21 protein-coding genes are annotated in these 21,530 nt (G+C 66.4%); 14 read left to right on the plus strand and 7 right to left on the minus strand.

The window, feature by feature from the left end:
* Positions 1-10 precede the first annotated feature (10 nt).
* Positions 11-781 carry a type I methionyl aminopeptidase gene (gene map / locus NY08_RS21650; protein WP_045198715.1) on the minus strand — a complete coding sequence of 257 codons (771 nt, stop codon included), beginning with the start codon at positions 779-781 and terminating at the stop codon, positions 11-13.
* A gap of 104 nt (positions 782-885) precedes the next feature.
* Here map and NY08_RS21655 point away from each other — a divergent pair, with 104 nt between their 5' ends.
* The 4 genes from NY08_RS21655 (at position 886) to fgd (ending at position 3,375) form a co-directional block, all read left to right on the plus strand.
* Positions 886-1,578, plus strand: coding sequence for a GNAT family N-acetyltransferase (locus tag NY08_RS21655; RefSeq protein WP_144407414.1), 693 nt, complete (start codon positions 886-888; stop codon positions 1,576-1,578).
* Between the two features lie 69 nt (positions 1,579-1,647).
* Positions 1,648-1,968, plus strand: coding sequence for a hypothetical protein (locus tag NY08_RS21660; RefSeq protein ID WP_082073910.1), 321 nt, complete (start codon positions 1,648-1,650; stop codon positions 1,966-1,968).
* Positions 1,965-2,297 carry a YidH family protein gene (locus NY08_RS21665; RefSeq protein WP_032393753.1) on the plus strand — a complete coding sequence of 111 codons (333 nt, stop codon included), beginning with the start codon at positions 1,965-1,967 and terminating at the stop codon, positions 2,295-2,297. The genes NY08_RS21660 and NY08_RS21665 overlap by 4 nt, the downstream gene beginning before the upstream one ends.
* Positions 2,298-2,361: 64 nt before the next feature.
* Positions 2,362-3,375 (plus strand): glucose-6-phosphate dehydrogenase (coenzyme-F420), encoded by a 1,014-nt coding sequence (fgd, locus tag NY08_RS21670; RefSeq protein WP_032380238.1) that lies wholly within the window; start codon positions 2,362-2,364, stop codon positions 3,373-3,375.
* A 12-nt stretch (positions 3,376-3,387) separates the two neighbouring features.
* Here the strand turns inward: fgd and NY08_RS21675 are convergent, their stop codons facing one another.
* Positions 3,388-3,900: a nitroreductase/quinone reductase family protein gene (locus NY08_RS21675; protein WP_032393754.1), complete on the minus strand. Its 513-nt coding sequence runs from the start codon at positions 3,898-3,900 to the stop codon at positions 3,388-3,390.
* Between the two features lie 94 nt (positions 3,901-3,994).
* On the opposite strand from NY08_RS21675, the gene pta reads away from it, so the two are divergent.
* Both pta and NY08_RS21685 read left to right on the plus strand, forming a co-directional pair.
* Positions 3,995-6,115: a phosphate acetyltransferase gene (pta, locus tag NY08_RS21680; RefSeq protein WP_045198723.1), complete on the plus strand. Its 2,121-nt coding sequence runs from the start codon at positions 3,995-3,997 to the stop codon at positions 6,113-6,115.
* A complete protein-coding gene (locus NY08_RS21685; RefSeq protein WP_045198725.1) occupies positions 6,112-7,299 on the plus strand; it encodes an acetate kinase in 1,188 nt (395 codons plus the stop codon). Before pta ends, NY08_RS21685 begins: the two co-directional genes overlap by 4 nt.
* 13 nt (positions 7,300-7,312) lie before the next feature.
* Here NY08_RS21685 and NY08_RS21690 read toward each other — a convergent pair whose 3' ends face one another.
* The 3 genes from NY08_RS21690 to NY08_RS21700 are packed head-to-tail and all read right to left on the minus strand — an operon-like array spanning position 7,313 to position 12,002.
* Positions 7,313-9,718, minus strand: coding sequence for a serine/threonine-protein kinase (locus NY08_RS21690; RefSeq protein ID WP_045198727.1), 2,406 nt, complete (start codon positions 9,716-9,718; stop codon positions 7,313-7,315).
* 11 nt (positions 9,719-9,729) lie between these two features.
* Complete coding sequence (locus NY08_RS21695) at positions 9,730-10,701, minus strand: glutamate ABC transporter substrate-binding protein (RefSeq protein ID WP_032393756.1); 972 nt, start codon at positions 10,699-10,701, stop codon at positions 9,730-9,732.
* Positions 10,698-12,002 carry a hypothetical protein gene (locus tag NY08_RS21700; protein WP_032394126.1) on the minus strand — a complete coding sequence of 435 codons (1,305 nt, stop codon included), beginning with the start codon at positions 12,000-12,002 and terminating at the stop codon, positions 10,698-10,700. The genes NY08_RS21695 and NY08_RS21700 overlap by 4 nt, the downstream gene beginning before the upstream one ends.
* Positions 12,003-12,074: 72 nt before the next feature.
* Between NY08_RS21700 and NY08_RS21705 the strand changes: the two genes are divergently transcribed.
* Positions 12,075-12,911 carry an NUDIX hydrolase gene (locus NY08_RS21705; RefSeq protein ID WP_045200938.1) on the plus strand — a complete coding sequence of 279 codons (837 nt, stop codon included), beginning with the start codon at positions 12,075-12,077 and terminating at the stop codon, positions 12,909-12,911.
* On the opposite strand, the gene thiE is transcribed toward NY08_RS21705, so the two are convergent.
* On the minus strand, positions 12,908-13,600 hold the full coding sequence (gene thiE, locus NY08_RS21710) for a thiamine phosphate synthase (protein WP_032393757.1): 693 nt from the start codon (positions 13,598-13,600) through the stop codon (positions 12,908-12,910). The two genes, NY08_RS21705 and thiE, sit on opposite strands and share 4 nt — an antisense overlap.
* 158 nt (positions 13,601-13,758) lie before the next feature.
* On the opposite strand from thiE, the gene thiO reads away from it, so the two are divergent.
* The 7 genes from thiO (at position 13,759) to NY08_RS21745 (ending at position 20,478) form a co-directional block, all read left to right on the plus strand.
* Entirely contained in the window at positions 13,759-14,811 is a 1,053-nt protein-coding gene (gene thiO / locus NY08_RS21715; protein WP_082074071.1) for a glycine oxidase ThiO, read from the plus strand.
* Positions 14,808-15,023, plus strand: coding sequence for a sulfur carrier protein ThiS (thiS, locus tag NY08_RS21720; RefSeq protein ID WP_032393759.1), 216 nt, complete (start codon positions 14,808-14,810; stop codon positions 15,021-15,023). Before thiO ends, thiS begins: the two co-directional genes overlap by 4 nt.
* A complete protein-coding gene (locus NY08_RS21725) occupies positions 15,016-15,768 on the plus strand; it encodes a thiazole synthase (protein WP_045198731.1) in 753 nt (250 codons plus the stop codon). Before thiS ends, NY08_RS21725 begins: the two co-directional genes overlap by 8 nt.
* 634 nt (positions 15,769-16,402) lie before the next feature.
* Complete coding sequence (locus NY08_RS21730) at positions 16,403-17,365, plus strand: ABC transporter ATP-binding protein (protein WP_032393761.1); 963 nt, start codon at positions 16,403-16,405, stop codon at positions 17,363-17,365.
* The gene (locus NY08_RS21735; RefSeq protein WP_045198732.1) at positions 17,365-18,135 is read left to right on the plus strand and encodes an ABC transporter permease; all 771 of its coding nucleotides are present in this window, start codon (positions 17,365-17,367) and stop codon (positions 18,133-18,135) included. The genes NY08_RS21730 and NY08_RS21735 overlap by 1 nt, the downstream gene beginning before the upstream one ends.
* A gap of 26 nt (positions 18,136-18,161) precedes the next feature.
* Complete coding sequence (locus NY08_RS21740) at positions 18,162-19,619, plus strand: M28 family peptidase (RefSeq protein WP_045198733.1); 1,458 nt, start codon at positions 18,162-18,164, stop codon at positions 19,617-19,619.
* A 37-nt stretch (positions 19,620-19,656) separates the two neighbouring features.
* Positions 19,657-20,478, plus strand: a complete 822-nt coding sequence (locus tag NY08_RS21745) for an adenylate/guanylate cyclase domain-containing protein (protein ID WP_045198734.1) — start codon at positions 19,657-19,659, stop codon at positions 20,476-20,478.
* Here the strand turns inward: NY08_RS21745 and thiD are convergent.
* Entirely contained in the window at positions 20,440-21,294 is an 855-nt protein-coding gene (thiD, locus tag NY08_RS21750; RefSeq protein ID WP_032393765.1) for a bifunctional hydroxymethylpyrimidine kinase/phosphomethylpyrimidine kinase, read from the minus strand. The genes NY08_RS21745 and thiD overlap by 39 nt on opposite strands.
* Positions 21,295-21,530 lie beyond the last annotated feature (236 nt).

Raw genomic sequence — 21,530 nt, forward strand, 5'->3', positions numbered from 1 at the left:
CGATCGAGGGTCAGAGCTTGGGCAGGGTCATGATCTCGGCACCGTCGTCGGTGATGACCACGGTGTGCTCGCTGTGCGCGGTGCGGCATCCCGTCGAGCTTCTCAAGGTCCACCCATCGGGGTCGGTGACCAGCTCGTCTGTGTTCTCCATGATCCACGGCTCCAGTGCCAGCATCAGACCCGGTCGAAGGCCGTAGCCACGGCCCGGCCGTCCGGAGTTGGACACGTGCGGGTCCTGATGCATCGTCGAGCCGATGCCGTGGCCGCCGAACTGCATGTTGATCGGATAGCCGGCGGCACCGAGGACCGTGCCGATGGCATGGGAGATGTCGCCGATCTTGTTGCCGGGGCGAGCTGCGTCGATGCCTGCGGCCAATGCTCGTTCGGTGGCCTCGATCATCGCGGTGTCTTCTCCTCGGGCCTCGCCCACGACGAAACTGATGGCCGAGTCCGCCGCCACACCGCCGAGTATCACGGCCAGATCGAGGGTGAGCAGATCGCCGTCGGCAAGAGAGTAATCGTGCGGGAGACCGTGCAGCACAGCGTCGTTGACGGAAGTGCAGATGTAGTGACCGAAGGGCCCGCTCCCGAACGACGGCGCGTAGTCGACGTAGCAGGACGTCGCCCCGGCTCCCTCGATGATCTCCTTGGTCCACTGATCGATCTCGAGCAAATTGGTGCCGACTGTGGCGCGTTCGCGGACGGTCCGAAGTATTCCGGCGACCAGGGCGCCGGATTCGCGCGCGAGGGGGATCTTGCTGGGAGGGAGGATCTCGATCATGTGGTGCCTTTCGACGTATGCCGAACAACGATACCGGTATAAGTATTGGTGTCGAGTCCGACGGCACGCAAAGCCGTGTGTCGGTTCGTGCGACGCTGTCTGTCGTGTCTGCTCATCCTCTCGACGACCCCGTTCGTTGTTCCCTCGAGGGCTCGCTCTCGCGGTTCGCCGTCAGCCGCGGACGGATCGTGCGGGCCGATCCCGAGGTGTCTCCGTTCCTGGTGCACCCCGACGTGCTCGAGTCCCAGGACTGGGACGACATCGCCGCTCTGTTCGGGCCACGCACCGTCGTAGGGCTGAACGGTCCGGAACGTGCACTGCCCGAGGGCTGGTCGCACGTGGAGACCTTCGGCTTGGTGCAGCTGGTCGGCACGCATCTCGAGACGCGGCCCTTCGCCGAGGCGGTCGAGCTGACGGCCGCGGACGTCCCGGAGATGCTCGATCTGGTCGGCCGCACCGAGCCGGGACCGTTCCTGCCCCGCACCATCGAACTCGGCACGTACCTCGGTGTTCGACGCGATGGCGCGCTGATCGCGATGGCGGGCGAGCGCATGCACCCTCCGGGGTGGACGGAGATCAGCGCGGTGTGCACCGACCCGGCCTTCCGCGGACAGGGTCTGGCGACGGATCTGGTTCGCGCCGTCGGTCACGGTATTCGCGCCCGCGGTGAGGAGCCGTTCCTGCATGCGTCGGACGCGAACGTCCGCGCCATCGAGCTCTACCTCTCCATCGGATTCGAGTTGCGTCGAACCTCGCAGCTGACGTTGGTCCGTACGCCCGCGCCGAACGCGCGATAGGTTCCGAAATTCGCTGTTGCGCGCTCTGAGCCCGAAGGCATACCGTTACCTGTGCGAACAAATAGGGATGTGATCTACGACGACGGATTGGTCCGTCTCGACGAGGCAGGCGTCACCCTGAGGTACTACTACTTCCCCTTCGCCACGAAGAAGTTCGTGCCCTACGGCAGGATTCGCGCGGTCGATACCGCCGTTCTCGGCAACTGGAACGGGCGGTGGCGGCTGTGGGGTGCGTCCTGGATCGACCAGTGGCTTCCGCTGGACGTGATGCGTCCCAAGAAGGACACTGCAGTGGTGCTCACCATCCGCCGCATCTCGCCGGTCTTCACCCCCGACGATCCTGAATCGGTTGCCCATCTGATTCGCGAGCGCATGACCGCACGGCAGTGACACGCCCCGACGAGCGGTTCACGCTCGCCAGTGAGCGCACCTTTCTCGCCTGGCTGCGGACGTCGCTCGGGCTCCTGGCCGGCGGAATCGCGATCGTTCACCTGGTTCCCGATTTCAGCACGGGATGGGTTCGGACGACCCTCGGTCTGATTCTCATCGGCCTCGCCGCAGCGGCACCGATCATCGGCCTACGGCGGTGGCTGCGCGTTCGACATGCTCTGGAGAACGGTGCACCGATGCCGGAGTCTCGAGACCTGTGGATCTTCGCGATCGGTATCGGTGCGGTGGCTTTGCTGGCTGCAGTGGTCACGGTTCTGGGGATCCAGTAGTACTCAGCCGACCACCGCGGGTGCACAATCGAAGAACTAGGACGACCAACGACAGGAGTTCGGCGTGGCGCAGGGTCTCAAACTCGGTTACAAGGCATCGGCGGAGCAGTTCGGGCCGCGGGAGTTGGTCGAGCTCGGTGTGCTGGCCGAGCAGCACGGTATGGATTCGGCGACGGTCAGTGACCACTTCCAGCCGTGGCGTCACGAGGGTGGCCATGCGCCGTTCTCGCTGGCATGGATGACGGCCGTCGGTGAACGCACCAACACGATCCAGCTCGGCACCTCGGTGCTGACGCCGACGTTCCGCTACAACCCGTCGGTCATCGCGCAGGCGTTCGCGACCATGGGCTGCCTGTATCCCGGACGCATCATGCTCGGTGTGGGTACCGGTGAGGCGCTCAACGAGATCGCCACCGGGTTCACCGGCGAATGGCCGGAGTTCAAGGAACGATTCGCGCGCCTGCGTGAGTCGGTGCGGTTGATGCGTGAGCTGTGGCTCGGCGACCGGGTCGACTTCGAGGGCGAGTACTACACGACCAAGGGCGCGTCGATCTACGACGTTCCCGAGGGTGGCATCCCGGTGTACATCGCGGCCGGTGGTCCGGTGGTGGCGCGGTATGCCGGACGTGCGGGCGACGGATTCATCTGCACCTCGGGCAAGGGCATGGAGCTCTACACCGACAAACTGCTTCCCGCGGTGGAAGAGGGCGCGGGCAAAGCCGAGCGCGACGCCGGTGAGATCGACAGGATGATCGAGATCAAGATCAGCTACGACACCGATCCCGAACTGGCGCTGGAGAATTGCCGCTTCTGGGCACCGCTGTCACTGACGCCGGAGCAGAAGCACTCGATCGACGATCCGATCGAGATGGAGAAGGCCGCCGACGAGCTGCCGATCGAACAGGTCGCCAAGCGCTGGATCGTGGCATCGGACCCGGACGAGGCAGTGGAGAAGGTCAAGCAGTACACCGACGCAGGCCTGAACCACCTGGTGTTCCACGCACCGGGCCACGATCAGAAGAGGTTCCTCGAACTGTTCGAGAAGGACCTCGCGCCGCGCCTGCGCAAGCTCGGCTGACTCCCGACGAGATCAGCGATCGGCCGTGAGTGCGAACAATCGCATGTCGCGGTCGGTCCTGGTCTCGTATTCGCCGTACACCTCGACCATCGCGTCGAACTGGCGGTAGATGCGTGCCTTCTCGTCGCCGGTGATGCGGGTGGCCGTCACCGGAATCTTCTTGCCGCCGATGGCCACGACGGCCTTCGGGTCGGCGAGCAGGTTCGACGTCCACGCCGGGTGGTGCTGCTGACCGAAATTCGATCCGACGACGTAGATCTTGTCGGCCTCCCGGTAGTACAGCAGCGGGCTGGTCCTGGGTTTGCCGGATTTGCGGCCGGTGGTGGTCAGCAACACCACCGGTGCCGCGATGGGGCCGAGGACGGTGAAGCGGCCGTCGGACTTGGTCAGCAACCACCGGTCGACGCCTGCGAGGTTCCTGATGACCCACGAACCGGGCTTCGTCGACGCGAACTTCACGGCGGGCTTGCGGATGAACGAGGTTTCGCTGCCCCAGCGCACATCCGGGAACGGTGATTCGGCCATGGTTCATGGGACAACCCGACCGCGCCCGGTGTCAACACCGCAACCACTGGGCAGGAGTGGAGCCTGCGGAACGACCCCTACTAGGCTGGCGGGCATGGCTGAGCCCAGCGGCACCGACGCGTCGGACATGTATCCCTCGAGCATCTACATCGCGTCACCGGAAGGGGACACCGGGAAGTCGACCATCGCGCTCGGTGTGCTGCAGATGCTCGCCGCGTCCGCGGCCAGGGTCGGGGTGTTTCGTCCCATCGCCCGCTCCACCGACGAGCCGGATTACATCCTCGAGTTGCTCGTCGAGCACACCACCGCAGATCTGACGTACGAGCAGTCGCTCGGTGTCACGTACGAGCAGGTGCACGCCGATGCGGATGCAGCGCTCAGCGAGATCGTCAACCGGTACCACGAGGTGGCCGCTCAGTGCGACGCCGTGGTGATCGTGGGCAGCGACTACACCGACGTCGGCAGTCCCAGTGAGCTCGGTTTCAATGCTCGCATCGCCGTGAATCTCGGTGCCCCCGTGCTGCTTGCGCTGCGCGGGTCCGGTCGCACGCCCGACGAGATCGCGCAGCTGGCCACTCTGTGCCACGGCGAGCTGCGTCAGCATCATGCCCACCTGGCTGCGATCGTGGCCAACCGTTGCGCGCCGGACGATCTCGATGCGGTGACCGACGCCTTGGCGTCGGTCGGCGTGCCTGCGTGGTCGCTACCGGAGATCCCACTGCTCGTCGCGCCGACGGTGGCGGAGCTGCTCGAGGCGGTGGACGGTTCCCTGTACTCCGGTGACTCGTCGCTGCTGCAGCGAGAAGCGTTGCGGGTCATGGTCGGTGGTATGACGGCCGAACACATCCTCGAACGCCTCACCGAGGGCGTCGTCGTCATCGCGCCGGCGGACCGGTCCGACGTGCTGCTCGCCCTCGTCAATGCCCATGAGGCGGAGGGTTTTCCCTCACTGGCCGGCATCATCATGAACGGCGGCATCGAACCCCATCCGGCGATCGCTCGTCTGGTGGCAGGGCTCGGCCCCCGGTTGCCGATTCTGACCACCGAGCTCGGCACCTTCGATACCGCCTCCGCTGCAGCGCAGACGCGCGGCCGCGTGGCGGTGGGATCGCAGCGCAAGGTGGACACCGCACTCGGACTGATGGAACAGCGGGTCGACGCGAAAACCCTTCTGGGGCGGCTCGACATCGCCATCCCCACCATCACGACCCCGCAGATGTTCGAGTACCAGCTGATCCACCGAGCCCGCGCCGACCGCAAACACATCGTGCTTCCGGAGGGCGGTGACGATCGCATCCTCCGGGCTGCCGGACGTCTGCTGCAGCGTCAGGTCGCGGACCTGACGATCCTCGGCGAGGAGGGCCCCATTCGACGACGCGCATCGGAACTGGGCGTCGATCTCGACAGCGCTACGGTTCTCGACCCCAAGAACTGCGACTACGCCGAGGACTTCGCCGCCGAGTACACCGAGCTGCGCAAACACAAGGGCATGACGATCGACCGTGCCCGCGAGATCATGGCCGACATCTCGTACTTCGGAACGATGATGGTGCACAAAGGAATTGCCGACGGCATGGTCTCCGGTGCCGCGCACACCACCGCGCACACCATCAAGCCGTCGTTCGAGATCATCAAGACGACCGAGGGCGTATCGACCGTGTCGTCCATCTTCCTGATGTGCCTGTCCGATCGTGTTCTCGCCTACGGCGACTGCGCCGTCGTACCCGACCCGACGGCCGAGCAACTCGCCGACATCGCCTTGTCCTCCGCGCAGACAGCAGCCCAGTTCGGTATCGAGCCGCGGGTGGCGATGCTGTCGTACTCCACCGGTGAGTCCGGTTCCGGAGCCGATGTCGACAAGGTACGGCAAGCCACAGCGCTTGTGCGCGAACGCAATCCGGAACTGCTCGTGGAGGGTCCGATTCAGTACGACGCGGCGATCGAACCGTCCGTCGCCGCGTCGAAGCTGCCCGACTCCGACGTTGCAGGCCGTGCGACGGTGTTCATCTTCCCGGACCTCAACACCGGCAACAACACCTACAAGGCCGTCCAGCGCAGTGCCGGTGCGGTCGCCGTCGGACCCGTTCTGCAGGGCCTGCGCAAGCCCGTCAACGATCTCTCGCGCGGCGCGCTGGTCGAGGACATCGTCAACACCGTCGCGATCACCGCGATTCAGGCACAGGGCATCGCCGAGGCCGATGGGGAGGGCAAGTGAGTATCCTCGTCGTCAACTCCGGCTCGTCCTCGGTCAAGTTCCAACTGGTCGACCCCGGCTCGGGGGAGTCCGTGGCCAGCGGGCTCGTCGAGCGCATCGGTGAGTCCGACGGACGCGTCGAACTCGACCACCGGGGCGAGACCGTCGAGCGAGTCCAGCGCATCGACGATCACGGTGCCGGTCTGGCCCTGGCCTTCGAGATGCTCGCCGACGCAGGCGTCGAACTGGAATCGGTCACCGCCGTCGGGCACCGTGTGGTCCACGGCGGGACGGTCTTCTACCGTCCGACGATCATCGACGACTCCGTCGTGCAACAGATCTCCGATCTGAGCAACCTTGCGCCGCTGCACAATCCGCCGAACGTGCTGGGCATCGAGGTCGCCAGGAAGCAGCTGCCGAACGTGCCGCACGTGGCCGTGTTCGACACGGCCTTCTTTCATTCCCTGCCCGACGCCGCCGCGACCTATGCCATCGACGCAACCGTCGCTGCCGAGCACGACATTCGGCGCTACGGCTTCCACGGCACCTCGCATCGGTACGTGTCCGAGCAGGTGGCGCAGTTCCTCGGTCGCGACCTCGCCGACATCGACCAGATCGTGCTGCATCTGGGCAACGGTGCCTCGGCCTCGGCCGTCGCAGGGGGCAAGGCGGTCGACACCTCGATGGGACTGACTCCACTCGAAGGGCTCGTGATGGGTACCCGCAGTGGGGATATCGACCCCGGTGTGATCATGCACCTGCGACGCAGTGCAGGCATGAGCGTCGACGACATCGACGACCTGCTCAACCGTCGCTCCGGCCTGATCGGACTGTCCGGGGTCAACGACTTCAGACAACTGCAGCAGCGCATCGACGACGGGGACGCCTCCGCACGTCTGGCGTACGAGGTCTACATTCATCGTCTCCGCAAGTACATCGGCGCGTACATGATCGGCTTGGGCAAGCTCGACGCCATCACGTTCACCGCCGGTGTCGGTGAGAACGCCTCAGCGGTGCGTGCGGATGCCCTGGCGAATCTCGAGGGCTTCGGCATCGAGATCGATGCCGAGCGTAATGCGCTGCGCAGCAAACAGGCTCGGGTGATCTCGACCGACGCGTCTGCCGTCACGGTGTTGGTGGTGCCGACCGACGAGGAGCTGGCGATCGCTCGTGCGGCGGACGACCTCGTCCGAGAAGGCAGCTAGAACAGCGCTGCAGTCAGAAGAGCGACCGTGGTCTGATCGCGTTCGCCAGATCCACCAGCGAGAAGCGGTGGGCGCGATCGGTGGCGTTGCGGGCCAGTGCGCGAAGGCCCTTCTCGGTGCCGCGCCGCAACCCGTCCTCGGTGAACGGGACGCTGAGAATGGGTTCTCGCTCGGCTGTGGCGGCGTGGCCGGAGACGATCCAGTCCAGGGCCATCGCCAGCACCAGTGTCCGCATCTGCAACGCCCGGCTCTCGGCTTTGGGTAGCAGCGCCACTCGACGTGCTGCAGAACGGAAATCGGCCTCGGACAGCTCGGCTCGCGAGCGATCCATCAGCAACGTCAACACGCTGGTCATGCGGGCCATGGAGTAGTGCCGCGAGCTGATCGGCACCTGATCGAGCGCGGCGATGGCACCGGTCTGATCGCCTCGGCGCTGCAACTGCCTCGCCAGGCCGAACGCCGAGCTGACGATGCCACGATTGGTTCGCCACACCGCTCGGTACAGGCCCTCGGCGCGGGCCCGCCACTTCTCGGCTTCCTCCTTGTCGCCCGCGGCCACATGCCCGAGCAGTTCCGACGTGGCTCCGAGAGCGAGCTTGGGCGCGAGTTCGCCGGGCATCGCACCGAGCACGTTGTCGAAATGGGTGAACGCAGAATCGTATTCGTGATGCAGCAGCGCGATCAGGCCCGCGTACCACTGCACCCGCCACGGGTCGGCAGTGTGGTCGGTCGACTGCACCTTCGCCAGGATGTCGGTTGCATCGACGACGTTCCCGAGATCCAGGTGGGCCTTGACCTCGGCGAGCGTGATCTCGAGGCTCAGTTCCACCGGACTCGACGAACCTGCGGAGCGGCCCGATTCGGCCCCGGCGGTGACGCGTTCGATGCCGTTGCGTTTGGCGTGCTGCAGCGAGTCCAGGGTCTGTCGCGGTTCGACGTGTACGGCCGCCGCCAGCAACGGCGCGCTCGGATCGTTGGGGTCCACCAGTGGAACCGGAAGCGCAGCAACCACTTCGGCGGCCGTCATTCGTTCGTGGCGTACCGTACCGTCCACGTAGGTGTCGGTGCGTCCCACCGACTGCTCGGTGCCGAAGGTCGTACGGGGCGGGCTGAACACCGTCGACAGTCCGGGCCGCTCGACACCTGTCCTGATGGCCAGAATCTCACGCAGCACGCCGGTGGCCTGCCCGGCCAACTCGTCCGCGGATCGGAACCGCCGAGTGGGGTCCTCGTGCGTCGCGCGCAGCAGCAGTCGATGCAACGACGGAAACTGCTGTAGCACTTCGGATTCCTCGGCCGAGGGTAGGCCGTCGAGGTACTTGCCGTTCTTCGACGGCATGTCCAGCGTCAACACCGCGAGTGTGCGGCCGACGGTGAAGATGTCCGACGCCACCGTCGGTCCCGTCTTCACGATCTCCGGTGCCTGATAACCCACCGTGCCGTACAGGTAGCCGTAGTCCTCGATGCCCGCGACCGCGCCGAGGTCGATGAGTTTGATCTGGTCGTCGGAGACCATGATGTTCTCCGGTTTGAGGTCGTTGTAGACCAGCCCGATCGAATGCAGATAGCCCAGTGCCGGAAGCACTTCGAGTACGTAGGCCAACGCTTGCTCGACGGGCAGACGGGCACCGTCACCGCAGGCGGTGAGGATGTCGCGCAGCGAACGACCGCCGACGTATTCCATCACGATGAAGCCGACGGTCGAGCCGTCGCTGCGGGGTTGCTCGACGAAGTTGTAGATCTTCACCACGCCGGGGTGGGCGACCTCGGCGAGGAACTGTCGCTCCGCGACCGCGACCGCGTGCGCCTCTTCGTCCCCGAAATGCAGCAGTCCCTTGAGGACCACCCAGCGGTCACTGACGTTGCGGTCGATGGCGAGGTAGATCCAGCCGAGCCCACCGTGTGCGATGCACCCCTGCACGTCGTACTGGCCGACCACGCGATCGCCCGGCTCCAGCAGTGGAGTGAAGTCGAACGTGGCGCCGCAGTGCGGGCAGATACCCATCGCCACGTCGGGCTCACCCGGTTCGCTGCGACCGACCTTGGCATTGCACTTCCAACAGAACCGTTTGTGCTGCGGCACCGTCGGATCCGACATCACTGCAGTGGCGGGATCGACCGGTTCGACGCGAGGCACGTCCACCAGACCGCCGCCGAGTCGTCGCCGAATGCCGGTGCTGCGCGATCGACCGGATCTCGATCGACCCGTCTTGGAGCGGGTGGAAGCGGACTGTGACGCCGTCGATGTCGGGGTCGGATCGCCGACCGTCGACCGCGAGACGGCCTGAGTACGCTCGACGCCGTCCGTTCCCGACACTGCTTGCGTTCTCGACACCGCCCGGGTGCGCTCGCTGTCGTCGGTGCGCGAGACCGCCTGCGTTCGCTCCGCCGGGGCCGTGGGCTGCTGTTCGTCGTCCATGTCCAGGCCCCCTAATCGCTGTACGTCGCGCTGGGCGGACCGGGGGAGGGACCGAGCACCGTCAGCCAACGATCGTAGATGCGATTCCAGGTGCCGTCGGAGCGGATGCGCGCCAACGTCCCGTTGACGAAGCGCACCAGATCCTCGTTGTTCTTGTTGATCCCCACCCCGTACGGCTCCGGGCTCAGGCTGTCACCGACGATCTCGAGGTAGGGATCCTGAGCGGCGAGACCGGCGAGGATCGCGTCGTCGGTGCTGATGGCGTCGACCTGCCGTTGCTGCAGCACCACAAGGCAATCCGACCACATCGGCACCGTCACCACCGTCGCGGCGGGTTGGACGCGTTGAACGCGTCGCAGCGAGGTGGTGCCCTCCACTGCGCACACTCTCTTGCCTGCCAGATCCTCGACACCGCGGATGCCCGATCCCTGTACCACCAGAACACGGTGCTGCGCTTGGAAGTACACGGTGGAGAACTGGACATCCTTGCGGCGAGCACACGTGATGGTCATGGTCTTGACCACCATGTCCACCGAAGAATCCTGCAGAGCTTCGAGCCGCTGCGCAGAGGTGAGGATGCGAAAGTCCAATCGATTCGGATCGCCGAACAGATCTCGTGAGACTTCCCGCGCGATGTCGACATCGAACCCGACCAGCTGGCCGGTCATCGGATCACGGAAGCTGAAAAGATTGCTGCCCGTGTCCAACCCGACGACCAACCGGCCCTTGGCGCGCAATGCGTCGACGGTCGGTTGTGGTGGCGGCGGAGCATCGGTGCCTGTCTGCAGCGGGCGCAGGCTGGCAGTGGGGCGCGCGCACTCGTCGTCGGCGGGACTCTCGGTGGGGCGGGCGGCGACGGACGCGCCGTCCGGTAGCGGCGGTTCGGTGAACGTCGTCTCCGCTTGCGGCGGAGCGTTTTCCGGCGTGGCGCAGCCGACCACCAGGGAGGTGACCAGAATGCCAACGGCAAGTAGACGTTTCACAGGTACTCACGCAGCCTCGGGAAAAGGCCGATACCGAAGGCGACCGACGCGAAGACGGTGAGCACGTAGGCACCGTTCGACAGTCCGGACAGCACCCACACCGATCGGTCGATGTTAGACCGCAGTTCGCTTCGCGCGTTCTCGATTCCGTCGACCAGAACACTGTCGAGCGCGGTGAACGCGGCCGCCGAATCGGACTCGCCCGAGCCGGTGGCAATGGAGACCGCGCCGTTGAAATCGCCGACCTCGAGGGCGGAGTCGATCCTCGAGTGCGAGACCGACCACGTGTTCAGTGCATCGATCACCGTGGTGTCGCCCTGGAACATCTCGGTGAGCCGAGAGACGTTGGCGTCGAACGATTCTCCGTAATCCTGGCCGCCGCCACGACGAGCGAGGTCGAGTGTCTCGTCCGCTCTGGCCTGTTGCGCCAGAATGAAACCCGTCGTGTAGGACTTCAACGGGGACACTCCACGGTCGATCGCACGATCGGTGGCGATCGAGGAAATCAGTCCCACCACCAGCATCCAGCCGAGCAGTCCGGCGACAGCAACTGTGGCAGTGAGGAATCCGGCGTTCAACGTTCGGCGGGTGGTCCGCGACAGATACCACTGAGCCAGGCCGGTCATCAGCAACAGGAACACCAGCGAGCCGATCGCGAACAGTGGAGGACTGGTGAATCGTTCCTGATCGGCCGAGACTCGCGACGCCTGTTCGGTGTACAACTTCTCGGCCAGCGGGAGCAAACTCGACTGCATCATGGTCGACGCCTCGCCGAGATACGCCGCGCCCACCGGATTTCCGCTGCGGTTGTTGGCTCGCGCAGTCTCGACCAGACCGCTGTACACCGGCAACCCGGCGGCGATCTGGGTGAGCACCGCGCTGGTGGCCGCGTCGTTCTCGGTCACCCCGGCCGAGGCCGCGATCAGCTCGGACGACGCCTCGCCGAGCGCCTGCGAGTAGCGCTCGCGTACCTCGGGCGGTTCGAGACCACCGGCGATGAACGCGGTGGCCGCGGCCGCGTCGGCCACCGACAGAGCCCCGTACAGATTCTGCGCCGAGTTCGCGAAGGGCTCGGTGCGCACCAACAGGGTGCCGAGGGTGTCGACCCGATCGGTCACGGCCGTGGACGCAAGATTTCCGACCGTCAACGCGAGCACCACCAGCGCGATTCCCATCGCGACCAACCGCGCGGGCGTCGAGCGCATCGTGTAGCGAACCGGTGGCTTGCCTGCAGCGACACCGACGTGTGTGGCCGTTGTCGGGGGGACGGCAGCGGAGGGGGTAATACCGGCCGCGATCACGCACCCGAGCATATAAGTAGGCGGACGGTACTGCAGCCACTACAGGCAGGTGATTCACCTAGGGTGGTGAGCATGCGTGGTGACGGCGACGGCTGGGTGATCGGCGAGAACGGCACTCGGCACTGGGGAAGGCACGGTGCCGCCGGCCTGTTGCTGCGCGCACCGTCCGACGCAGGCGAGCCGATGGTGTTGCTGCAGCACCGTGCCCTGTGGAGTCACCAGGGCGGAACGTGGGCACTGCCCGGCGGAGCCCGCGATTCCCACGAGAGCACGGCGCACGCGGCGGTGCGCGAGGCCCACGAAGAAGCCGGCATCACGGCCGAACAGGTCAGTGTTCGCAGCGAGCGCGTCACCGCGAGTGTCGACAGCGGCTGGTCGTACACCACCGTCGTCGCCGACACCGATCATCCGTTGACCACCGTGCCCAACGGGGAGAGCACCGAGCTGCGCTGGGTGCCGGAGTCGGTCGTCGACGAACTCCCCTTGCACCCGGGCTTCGCGTCGAGCTGGCCGTCGCTGCGTACCGTGCCGCTGCGGGTGCTGCTCGACACCGCCAACGTGCTGGGGTCCCGGCCGAACGGATGGTGGAAGGACCGCACCGGGTCGACGAGCGCACTGCTGACCTCGCTCGCCGAGACGCTGCCTCGCACCGTCGAACTGCCCAGCGGTCAGTACGGCTGGCTCACCCGCATCGACGCCGTGCTCGAAGGCCGGGCCAGGGACGCCGTGGTGGACGACCCCCGCACCCGCACGATTCTCGCCGACGGCAGTGGCGACGACACCTTGGCCGAGCAGGCCCACATCGACGGAGACCTGACCGCGCTCGTCACCGCCGACCGCGGACTACGCGACCGGCTGCCGGAATCGGTGCAGGTCCTGACGCCGTCCGCAGTACTGGGTTGGCTCTAGGCCTGCAGTGCTCGGACCAAGTCCCGGGCTGCGGCCTGTGGATCCCGCGCCTCGGTGATCGCGCGGACCACGACGATGCGATCGGCACCGGCGGCCCGAACCTGATCGACATTGGTCGCGTCGACGCCGCCGATGGCGAACCACGGCCGTTCCGGCAGCGCGTCCGCCGTCGCCCGCAGAGTCTCGAGCCCCGCGGCCTTGCGGTTGGGCTTGGTGGGCGTCGGCCACACCGGCCCGACGGCGAAGTAGTCGACGCCGTCCTCGATCGCGGCGAGCGAGGACTGGGCCCGGTTCTGCGTCGAGCGGCCGATCACCACATCCGGCCCCAGGATCTGCCGCGCGTAGTGCACCGGCAGATCACCCTGACCGAGGTGCAGCACATCCGCGCCCGAGGCCAACGCCAGATCCGCACGGTCGTTGACCGCCAGCAGCGCACCGTGCCGCTTGGTCGCAGCGAGCAGAATCGCCAGCGCCGCGAGCTCGTCCTTGGCCTCGAGGGGCCCGAACTCGCGCTCGCCTGCGGAATTCTTGTCACGCAGCTGGATGATGTCGACGCCACCGGACAACGCGGCCTCGGCGAACTGCGCGAGGTCGCCCTTGTCGCGCCTGGCATCGGTACACAGGTACAGGCGAGCGGACGCAAGACGCTCACGGGGAGTCTGGTTGCGGGCGGTCTGAGATGGATGCACAAAGCGAACTGTATTCTCATGGAGGCCGCCACCGACGACGGAGTGGCCGAGAAATCGCGGGAGTCCCGAGGATCGTGGGGCTGAGAGTGGGTTCGCCGCCCTTACCGTCAATACCTGAACCCGATCATGCGGGCGCAGGGAGTGAGGACGTGAATCGCGTGCACATCGTCGTTATCGGCGGAGGCGTCATCGGGTTGTCGACGGCACTGCGCCTGAGCCAGGACGGTCACCGAGTGGTGGTGCACGATCCCGCGCTCGGCAAGGGCGCATCCTGGGTCGCAGGCGGCATGCTGGCACCGCTGTCCGAGGGCTGGCCCGGCGAACACGAACTGCTGCACCTGGGCGCTGCGTCGCTGGCGAGGTGGCCGGACTTCGCCCGACGCCTCCCCGGACCCTCGGTGTTCTCCGCAACCGGATCGGTGACGGTTGCCCTCGACTCGGCCGATGCCGCCGACCTACGAACCATCGCCGAATGGGTGGGCGAACAGGGACACGAACTCGAGATTCTCGGCCGCGCACAGCTGCGTGAGCTCGAACCTGCACTGGCGCAGAACATCCGACTGGGCCTGCTGGCTCCGACCGAGTTGTCGGTGGACAATCGGGCGCTGATCGCCGCGCTCGAGCAGGGGTGCCGGGACGCGGGAGTCGAGTTGGTGACCACCCCGGTGGAGACCGTGCCCGACGCCGATCAGGTGGTCCTGGCCGCCGGGGCACAGTCGGCCGCATTGTGGCCCACGCTGCCCGTCCGGCCGGTCAAAGGCGAGATCCTGCGACTGCGACGACGGCCGAGCGCCGCACCGCCGCCATCGCGCACCGTCCGTGGAACCGTGCACGGCCGCGCGATCTACCTGGTACCGCGCGGCGACGGATTGGTCGTCGGCGCAACCCAATACGAATCCGGTCAGGACACCCAGGTCACCGTCGCCGGGGTGCGAGACCTCATCGCCGACGCCGAACGACTCATGCCGAGCATCGGCGAGTACGAACTGTACGAAACCGCTGCGGGCCTGCGGCCGATGAGCCCGGACGGGTTACCGCTGATCGGCAGGCTGTCTCCCCGGTTGATCGCCGCGACCGGACACGGACGCAACGGCATCCTGCTCGCCCCCATCACCGCCGACGCCGTCGCCGCACTGGTGTCCGGCGAGACGCTACCCGAGGCGAAAGCAGCCGACCCCCAGAGATTTCCGCAGATCGAGAGGACACCATGACACAGGTCGCGATCGGTATCACCGTCAACGGTGAAGACCACCTGCTCACCGAGGACATGACCATGCGTCGGCTGCTCGAATTCCTGGGCATGCCCGAGAAGGGCATCGCCGTCGCCGTCGACGGTGCCGTGCTGCCCAAGAGCCGCTGGGACAGCACCAGCGTCGAAAAGGGTTGGACCATCGACATTCTCACGGCGGTACAGGGTGGATAGCGCACTCACCATCGCCGATCGCACTTTCGCCTCCCGGCTCATCACCGGCACCGGAGGAGCAGCGAATCTCGCGGTACTCGAGGACGCCCTCGTCGCGTCGGGAACCGAACTGACCACCGTTGCGATGCGCCGCGTCGACGCCGCCGGTGGGACGGGAGTGCTGGATCTGCTGCGCCGGTTGAACATCGCCCCGCTGCCCAACACCGCAGGCTGCCGCGGCGCGGCCGAAGCAGTGCTCACCGCGCAACTGGGCCGTGAGGCGCTCGAGACCGACTGGGTGAAACTCGAAGTGATCGCCGACGAGCGAACCCTGCTGCCCGACGCCATCGAATTGGTCACGGCCGCAGAACAACTCGTGGACGACGGCTTCCAGGTTCTCCCGTACACCACCGACGACCCGGTGCTGGCCAAGCGGCTCGAGGACATCGGCTGCGTGGCCGTCATGCCGCTCGGCTCACCCATCGGCACCGGCCTCGGCATCGCAAACCCCCACAACATCGAGATGATCGTCGACGCCGCATCGGTTCCGGTGATCCTCGACGCGGGCATCGGCACCGCCAGCGACGCCACCCTCGCGATGGAACTCGGCTGCGACGCGGTGCTGCTCGCGACCGCAGTGACCCGGGCGAAGGACCCGGCGCTGATGGCGTGGGCGATGCGGAACGCGGTGGCGGCGGGATACCAGGCCCGACATGCCGGCCGCATTCCGAAACGATTCTGGGCGCAGGCCAGCTCGCCCATGTGACCGCTGTGTCATCGGCGTAGCTCTTGTTTGTGGTCCTGCTTTTCCGGCAAACGCGCGCGCGTTTGCGGAAGGCGCGCGGAATAGTGGCGGTTAGGTGGGCGATTGCGCGCGCACGTGACGAATGCGCGCGCGTTTGCCGGCGGCGGGTGTGTGGGTCGGGCTCGCCCATGTGACCGCTGTGTCGTCGACGTAGCTCTTGTTCGTGGTGCTGCTTTTCCGGCAAACGCGCGCGCTTTTGCGGAAGGCGCGCGGAATAGTGGCGGATAGGTGGGCGATTGCGCGAGCGCCTGACGAATGCGCGCGCGTTTGCGGCTGTGGGTGTGTGGCTCGGGCTCGCCCAAGCGGCTGCTGGGTCGTCGGCGTAGCTCTTGTTTGTGGTTCTGCTTTTCCGCAAACGCGCGCGCTTTTGCGGAACGCGCGCGGAATAGTGGCGGATAGGTGGGCGATTGCGCGCGCGGCTGACGAATGCGCGCGCGTTTGCGGCTGTGGGTGTGTGACCCCCGTGACTCCGCGGCCCCTGTGACTCCGCGCCCGTGTGACCGACTGTCTCAGGGTGTGTGTCATCCGAAAGGATGATGCAATCGGCGACTGTGGGTCGATGTGCGGACGCTGTCGATGGGGGACAGTTGTACCCATGATCGAAGTGACAGGACTGACCAAGCAATACGGCGCGGTGACGGCGGTCGACAACCTCACCTTCACCATCAGACCCGGCATCGTGACCGGCTTCCTGGGCCCCAACGGCGCAGGCAAGTCGACGACCATGCGGATGATCCTCGGCCTCGACCGCCCCACCAAGGGAACGGCGACCATCGAGGGCAAGAACTACAGCCAGCTCAAGCAGCCACTGCGTACCGTCGGCGCTCTGCTCGACGCCAAGTGGGTGCACCCGAACCGTTCGGCGCGTGCACATCTCGAGTGGATGGCGGCCTCCAACGGCATCCCCAAGTCGCGTGTCGACGAGGTGCTGCGTCTGGTGGGACTGTCGGAGGTCGCGAAGAAGAATGCGGGCGGGTTCTCGCTCGGCATGTCGCAGCGGCTCGGACTCGCGGGCGCGTTGCTCGGTGACCCCAAGGTGTTGCTGTTCGACGAGCCGGTCAACGGACTCGATCCCGAGGGCATCGTCTGGATCCGAAAGTTCATGCAGCGCTTGGCAGCCGAGGGCCGCACGGTCCTGGTCTCGAGCCACCTGCTCTCGGAGATGGCGCAGACGGCCGAACATCTCATCGTCATCGGACGTGGCAAGCTGATCTCCGATTCGTCGGTGCAGGAATTCATCGACCACGCCTCCGAGGCGTCGGTGCGCGTCCGCAGCCCGCAGCTCGACGGTCTGCGCCAGGCGTTGACCACGGCCGGTCTGACCGTGCGCGAGCCGGACAGGACCGACGAACTTCAGCCCTCGCTCGTGGTGCTGAACTCGACCACCGACGCGATCGGCGACATTGCCGGCCGAGCCGGAATCACATTGCACGAGTTGGCCTCCCAGCGAGGCTCGCTCGAGGAAGCATTCATGAAACTCACCGGAGACACAGTGCAGTATCACGGCGCGGGAGCCGACACTCCCAACACTCAGCAAGCGATGGGCGGTGCACTCTGATGGGCGTCTTGGCAGCAGAGAGAATCAAGTTCACCTCGACCAAGTCGCCGTGGTGGTGCAGCGCGATCATCGTGGTGCTCGGTCTCGGGTTCGCGGCCATTCTGGGTTGGGCTGCGAAGTCGGCCCTGAGCCTCGACGCGCCCGAGGGTATTCCGCCCACGACCGCCGCCGATGTCGTCGGAGTCGGAGTCGGCACGTTCGGTGCCATGGTGCTGATGATCCTGGCCGCGTTGACCGTGACCAGCGAATACCGGTTCGGGATCATCCGCACCACGTTCCAGGCGGTGACCAACAGGGGATCGGTTCTGGGCGCGAAGGCGCTGTTGGTGGGCGTATACGGCGCTGTCCTGTCGTTCGCTCTTGCGGTGCTCGGGCTCGTCATCGCCAAGGCTCTGGCCGGTGAACAGGCGGGCGTATTGCTCGGATTCGACGTGGACGGTACGTGGCGCGTTCTGTACGGCACCGCCATTCTGGCGTTCCTGCAGGTCGTTCTCGCGATCGGCGTCGGCGCTCTCGTCCGACAGTCGGCCGGTGCGATCGCGATCCTGCTGCTGTGGCCGCTGCTGATCGAGAATCTCGTCGGCCTCATTCCGAACGTCGGGGCGAAGATCCAGCCGTTCCTACCGTTCCTCAATGCCAATCACTTCCTCGGCTCCGACGGCGGAATCGACTTCCACTGGGGCCCGATCGGCGGACTGATCTACTTCGTCGCGTTCACCGCGGTGATCTTCGGGGCAGCGGTGTTCGTCGTCAATCGTCGGGACGCCTGACGCCACTCGCCGGTAGGGTGTCCGCTATGCGGATTTCCCTACTTGCAGGTAGCGCTGTCACTGTCTTGATTCTGGCCGGTTGCTCGTCCACCTCGGACGAGGAACCGGCCAGAGTTTTCGCGACACCCGACGGGCCCGGCCTGTCTGCCGCGGTCACCGAGGAGGCCTTGGTGGGGCACCTCGAACAGTTGGAATCAATCGCCGCCGACCACGACGGAAACCGCGCCGCAGGCACCGCCGGCTACGACGCCAGTGTCGATTATGTTGTCTCGCAACTCGAATCGGCCGGGTTCGAGGTCACCACCCCGGAATTCGAGTTCGAGACCTTCGAGGCGCAGACCCAAACCCTGTCGCTCGCGGGCACCGAGATTCCGGTGTTCGCACTCAGTTACTCGCCGACCACCACCGCCGAGGGGATCACCGCGCGCGTTGTCGGCGCTCCCGCCGGTGCGGACGGCTGCGAGGCAGCCGATTACACCGGCCTCGACCTGGCCGGAGCCGTCGCGGTGGTGCCGCGCGGAGTGTGCCCGTTCGGCGTGAAGCAAACCGTCGCAGCAGAACTGGGAGCGGCCGCCGCGATCATCGTCAACAACGAACCGGGACCGCTCGATTCGGGCACGCTCGGCGACGCCGACACCGCCCGGATCCCGACCGGCGGTGTCAGCCAGGAGGACGGCGCGGCCGTTCTCGCCGCACCCGAGGTGACGCTGACGCTCGTCACCGAAACCGAAACGACCACCAGTCGCAACATCATTGCGCAGACCACCACCGGTTCGACCGAGAACGTCGTGGTCACCGGTGCCCATCTCGACAGCGTCCCTGAGGGCCCCGGCATCAACGACAACGGAACCGGAACGGCGGCAGTCCTCGAGACCGCACTGCAGATGGGCAGCGCCCCCGAGATCACCAACGCGGTGCGTTTCGCGTTCTGGGGTGCCGAGGAGAACGGACTCGTCGGTTCCACCAAGTACGTCGAGGGCCTGTCCGACGAGGACAAGCGAAACATCGCGCTGTACTTGAACTTCGACATGATCGGCTCGCACAACGCCGGATACCTCGCCTACGACGGAGACGACTCCGACCAGGTGGGTGAGCCCGCCGGACCGGCCGGATCCGACGCCATCGAGCGCACTTTCGTCGAGCGACTGGCCGAGGAGGGCGTAGCCGTCGACGGGACCGATTTCGACGGTCGCTCGGACTACGGCCCGTTCATCGAGGTCGGCATCCCCGCCGGCGGCGTGTTCAGCGGAGCGGACGAGAACAAGACCGCAGCGCAGGCCGAGAAGTGGGGCGGCACCGCGGATCAGACGTTCGACGAGAACTATCACACCGACCAGGACACCCTGGCGAACGTCGACCGCGCCGCACTGGCGAAGAACGGTGCGGCCGTGGCCTACGGCATCGGCGTCTACGCGCAGTCGGTGGAGGGCCCCAACGGGGTTCCGGTGGGTGCCGAGCGCGAGGCCGCGCGCGCCGAAGGGTGAGGGAAAGTATGTGTAACTGTGGGTTACGCTCGATGCTGTGAACGCAGTCGTCTCCTCGGTCGTGGAGTGGGTCCGCACCACCAACCGAGCGCCCGCGGTGGTCGGGGCGGTTCGGCGCGTGCGCCGCGCACTACCGGGTGACCCCACGTTCGGCGATCCCCTGTCGATCGACGGTCCGGGCCGAGCCCTGGCCGTCGCCCGCGTCGCCGACAGGTTCCTGGCTGCGAACGGACTCGACGACGAACCCGGCGCGTCCCGCGAAGTGGGTCTCGGGGCGCTGCAGCTGTGGCAGGCGATCCTCGAACGCGCAGGCCGAGGCCGCGGTGAGCACGATGTCACCATCGTCTTCACCGACCTCGTCGGGTTCTCGTCCTGGTCGCTCCGGGCCGGCGACACCGCGACCCTGACGTTGCTGCGCAAGGTCTCCAAGGCCGTCGAACCCGAGGTCGCATTCCGCGGCGGCCACGTCGTCAAGAGGCTGGGCGACGGCATCATGGCGGTGTTCGCCGACGCGGGCAAAGCAGTCGACGCGGTCTTCGCGGCCCGAGAGGCACTGAAGGGCGTCGACGTCGACGGCTACACCCCGACGATGCGCGTCGGCATCCACACCGGTAGCCCGCGTCAGGTGGGATCGGACTGGCTGGGCGTCGACGTCACCGTCGCCGCCCGGGTGATGCAGACCGGCGGCAACGGCAACGTGATGATCTCCGCGACTGCCCTCGAGGCGGTCCCGCCGGAGGTGCTCGACGCCTTGCATGTGGTCTCCAAGCCCTATCGCCGCAGCTTCTTCGCTCCGAAGATCAAGGGCGCACCCGACGACCTACGCATCCTCCGACTCGTGCAGTCGCCACAGCGGTGACACAGGTCCGTGGCCCGCGCCAAGATCGTAGGACGCGGCCAGGCAGCGGGTGACCCACTCCTTGCCGAACGCGACCGCGTCGGGCATGGAATAGCCGTGTGCCAGCGCCGACGCGATCGATGCGGCGAGGGTATCGCCGCCGCCGTGATCGTTGCCGGTGTCGATGCGCTCGCTGGTGAACTCGAGGAAGGTGTCGCCGTCGAACAGCAGGTCGGTGCTGTGCGTAGACGTCCGCAGGTGACCGCCCTTGACCAGGGCCCACTGCGCGCCCAACCCGTGCAGGGCCTCCGCGGCGCGGTGCGCGCTCGAGTCGTCGACCACGTCGATGCCGGTGATGAGCCGAACCTCGTCGAGGTTGGGGGTGACCAGCGAGGCGATGGGAAAGAGGGTGTGGCGGATGGCGTCGAGGGCTTCGGCGTGCAGCAGTGGGTCACCGTGCATCGACGCGCACACCGGATCGACGACCAGGGGAACCGGCTGATCTCGGCCGATACCCACCTCGGTGCACACGGCCGTGACAGCTTCGATGATCGCGGTGGAGGCCAGCATTCCGGTCTTCGCTGCGCCGACCCCGATGTCGGAGACGACGGAGCGAACCTGCGCAGCGACGACGTCCGGCGGAATCTCGTGGAAGCCCGTCACGCCAACGGTGTTCTGGACCGTGACCGCAGCGACGGCGACGCAGGCGTGGACACCCAGCAAGGCCATCGTTCGACTGTCCGCCTGAATTCCGGCTCCGCCGCCGGAGTCGGTTCCGGCGATGGTCAGCGCGCGGACGGGAGTCTCGCCGTTGGGCGTGAGCGGTAGGAACTTCACGAGAGAAGACAGTACCGGCGGGCGGAGAGACGGGGGGTCGCTGCCGTCGACACGGATTGCCGAGCAGATGGCGAAAATATGGGCTGGCCTTGAATGTTGTTGTATCACAACGTCGAACAGGGTCACTTATGATCCGTACCAGCATTGTTGTCGTGTTCGGCGGACGAACCTACGCATCCGAAGGTTTGTTGGTAGAAAAGGTGACAGACCCACCGTGCGCATGTTTAATAGTGGTA

This window comes from Rhodococcus sp. B7740, from assembly GCF_000954115.1.
Lineage (GTDB): Bacteria > Actinomycetota > Actinomycetes > Mycobacteriales > Mycobacteriaceae > Rhodococcoides.

What these genes read in the sequence shown, in the direction of transcription:
- map (WP_045198715.1), bottom strand. Translation starts at nt 781, where the DNA reads ATGATCGAGATCCTCCCTCCCAGCAAGATCCCCCTCGCGCGCGAATCC.
- NY08_RS21675 (WP_032393754.1), bottom strand. Translation starts at nt 3,900, where the DNA reads ATGGCCGAATCACCGTTCCCGGATGTGCGCTGGGGCAGCGAAACCTCG.
- NY08_RS21705 (WP_045200938.1), top strand. Translation starts at nt 12,075, where the DNA reads ATGCGTGGTGACGGCGACGGCTGGGTGATCGGCGAGAACGGCACTCGG.
- thiS (WP_032393759.1), top strand. Translation starts at nt 14,808, where the DNA reads ATGACACAGGTCGCGATCGGTATCACCGTCAACGGTGAAGACCACCTG.
- pta (WP_045198723.1), top strand. Translation starts at nt 3,995, where the DNA reads ATGGCTGAGCCCAGCGGCACCGACGCGTCGGACATGTATCCCTCGAGC.
- NY08_RS21740 (WP_045198733.1), top strand. Translation starts at nt 18,162, where the DNA reads ATGCGGATTTCCCTACTTGCAGGTAGCGCTGTCACTGTCTTGATTCTG.
- NY08_RS21690 (WP_045198727.1), bottom strand. Translation starts at nt 9,718, where the DNA reads ATGGACGACGAACAGCAGCCCACGGCCCCGGCGGAGCGAACGCAGGCG.
- NY08_RS21735 (WP_045198732.1), top strand. Translation starts at nt 17,365, where the DNA reads ATGGGCGTCTTGGCAGCAGAGAGAATCAAGTTCACCTCGACCAAGTCG.
- NY08_RS21730 (WP_032393761.1), top strand. Translation starts at nt 16,403, where the DNA reads ATGATCGAAGTGACAGGACTGACCAAGCAATACGGCGCGGTGACGGCG.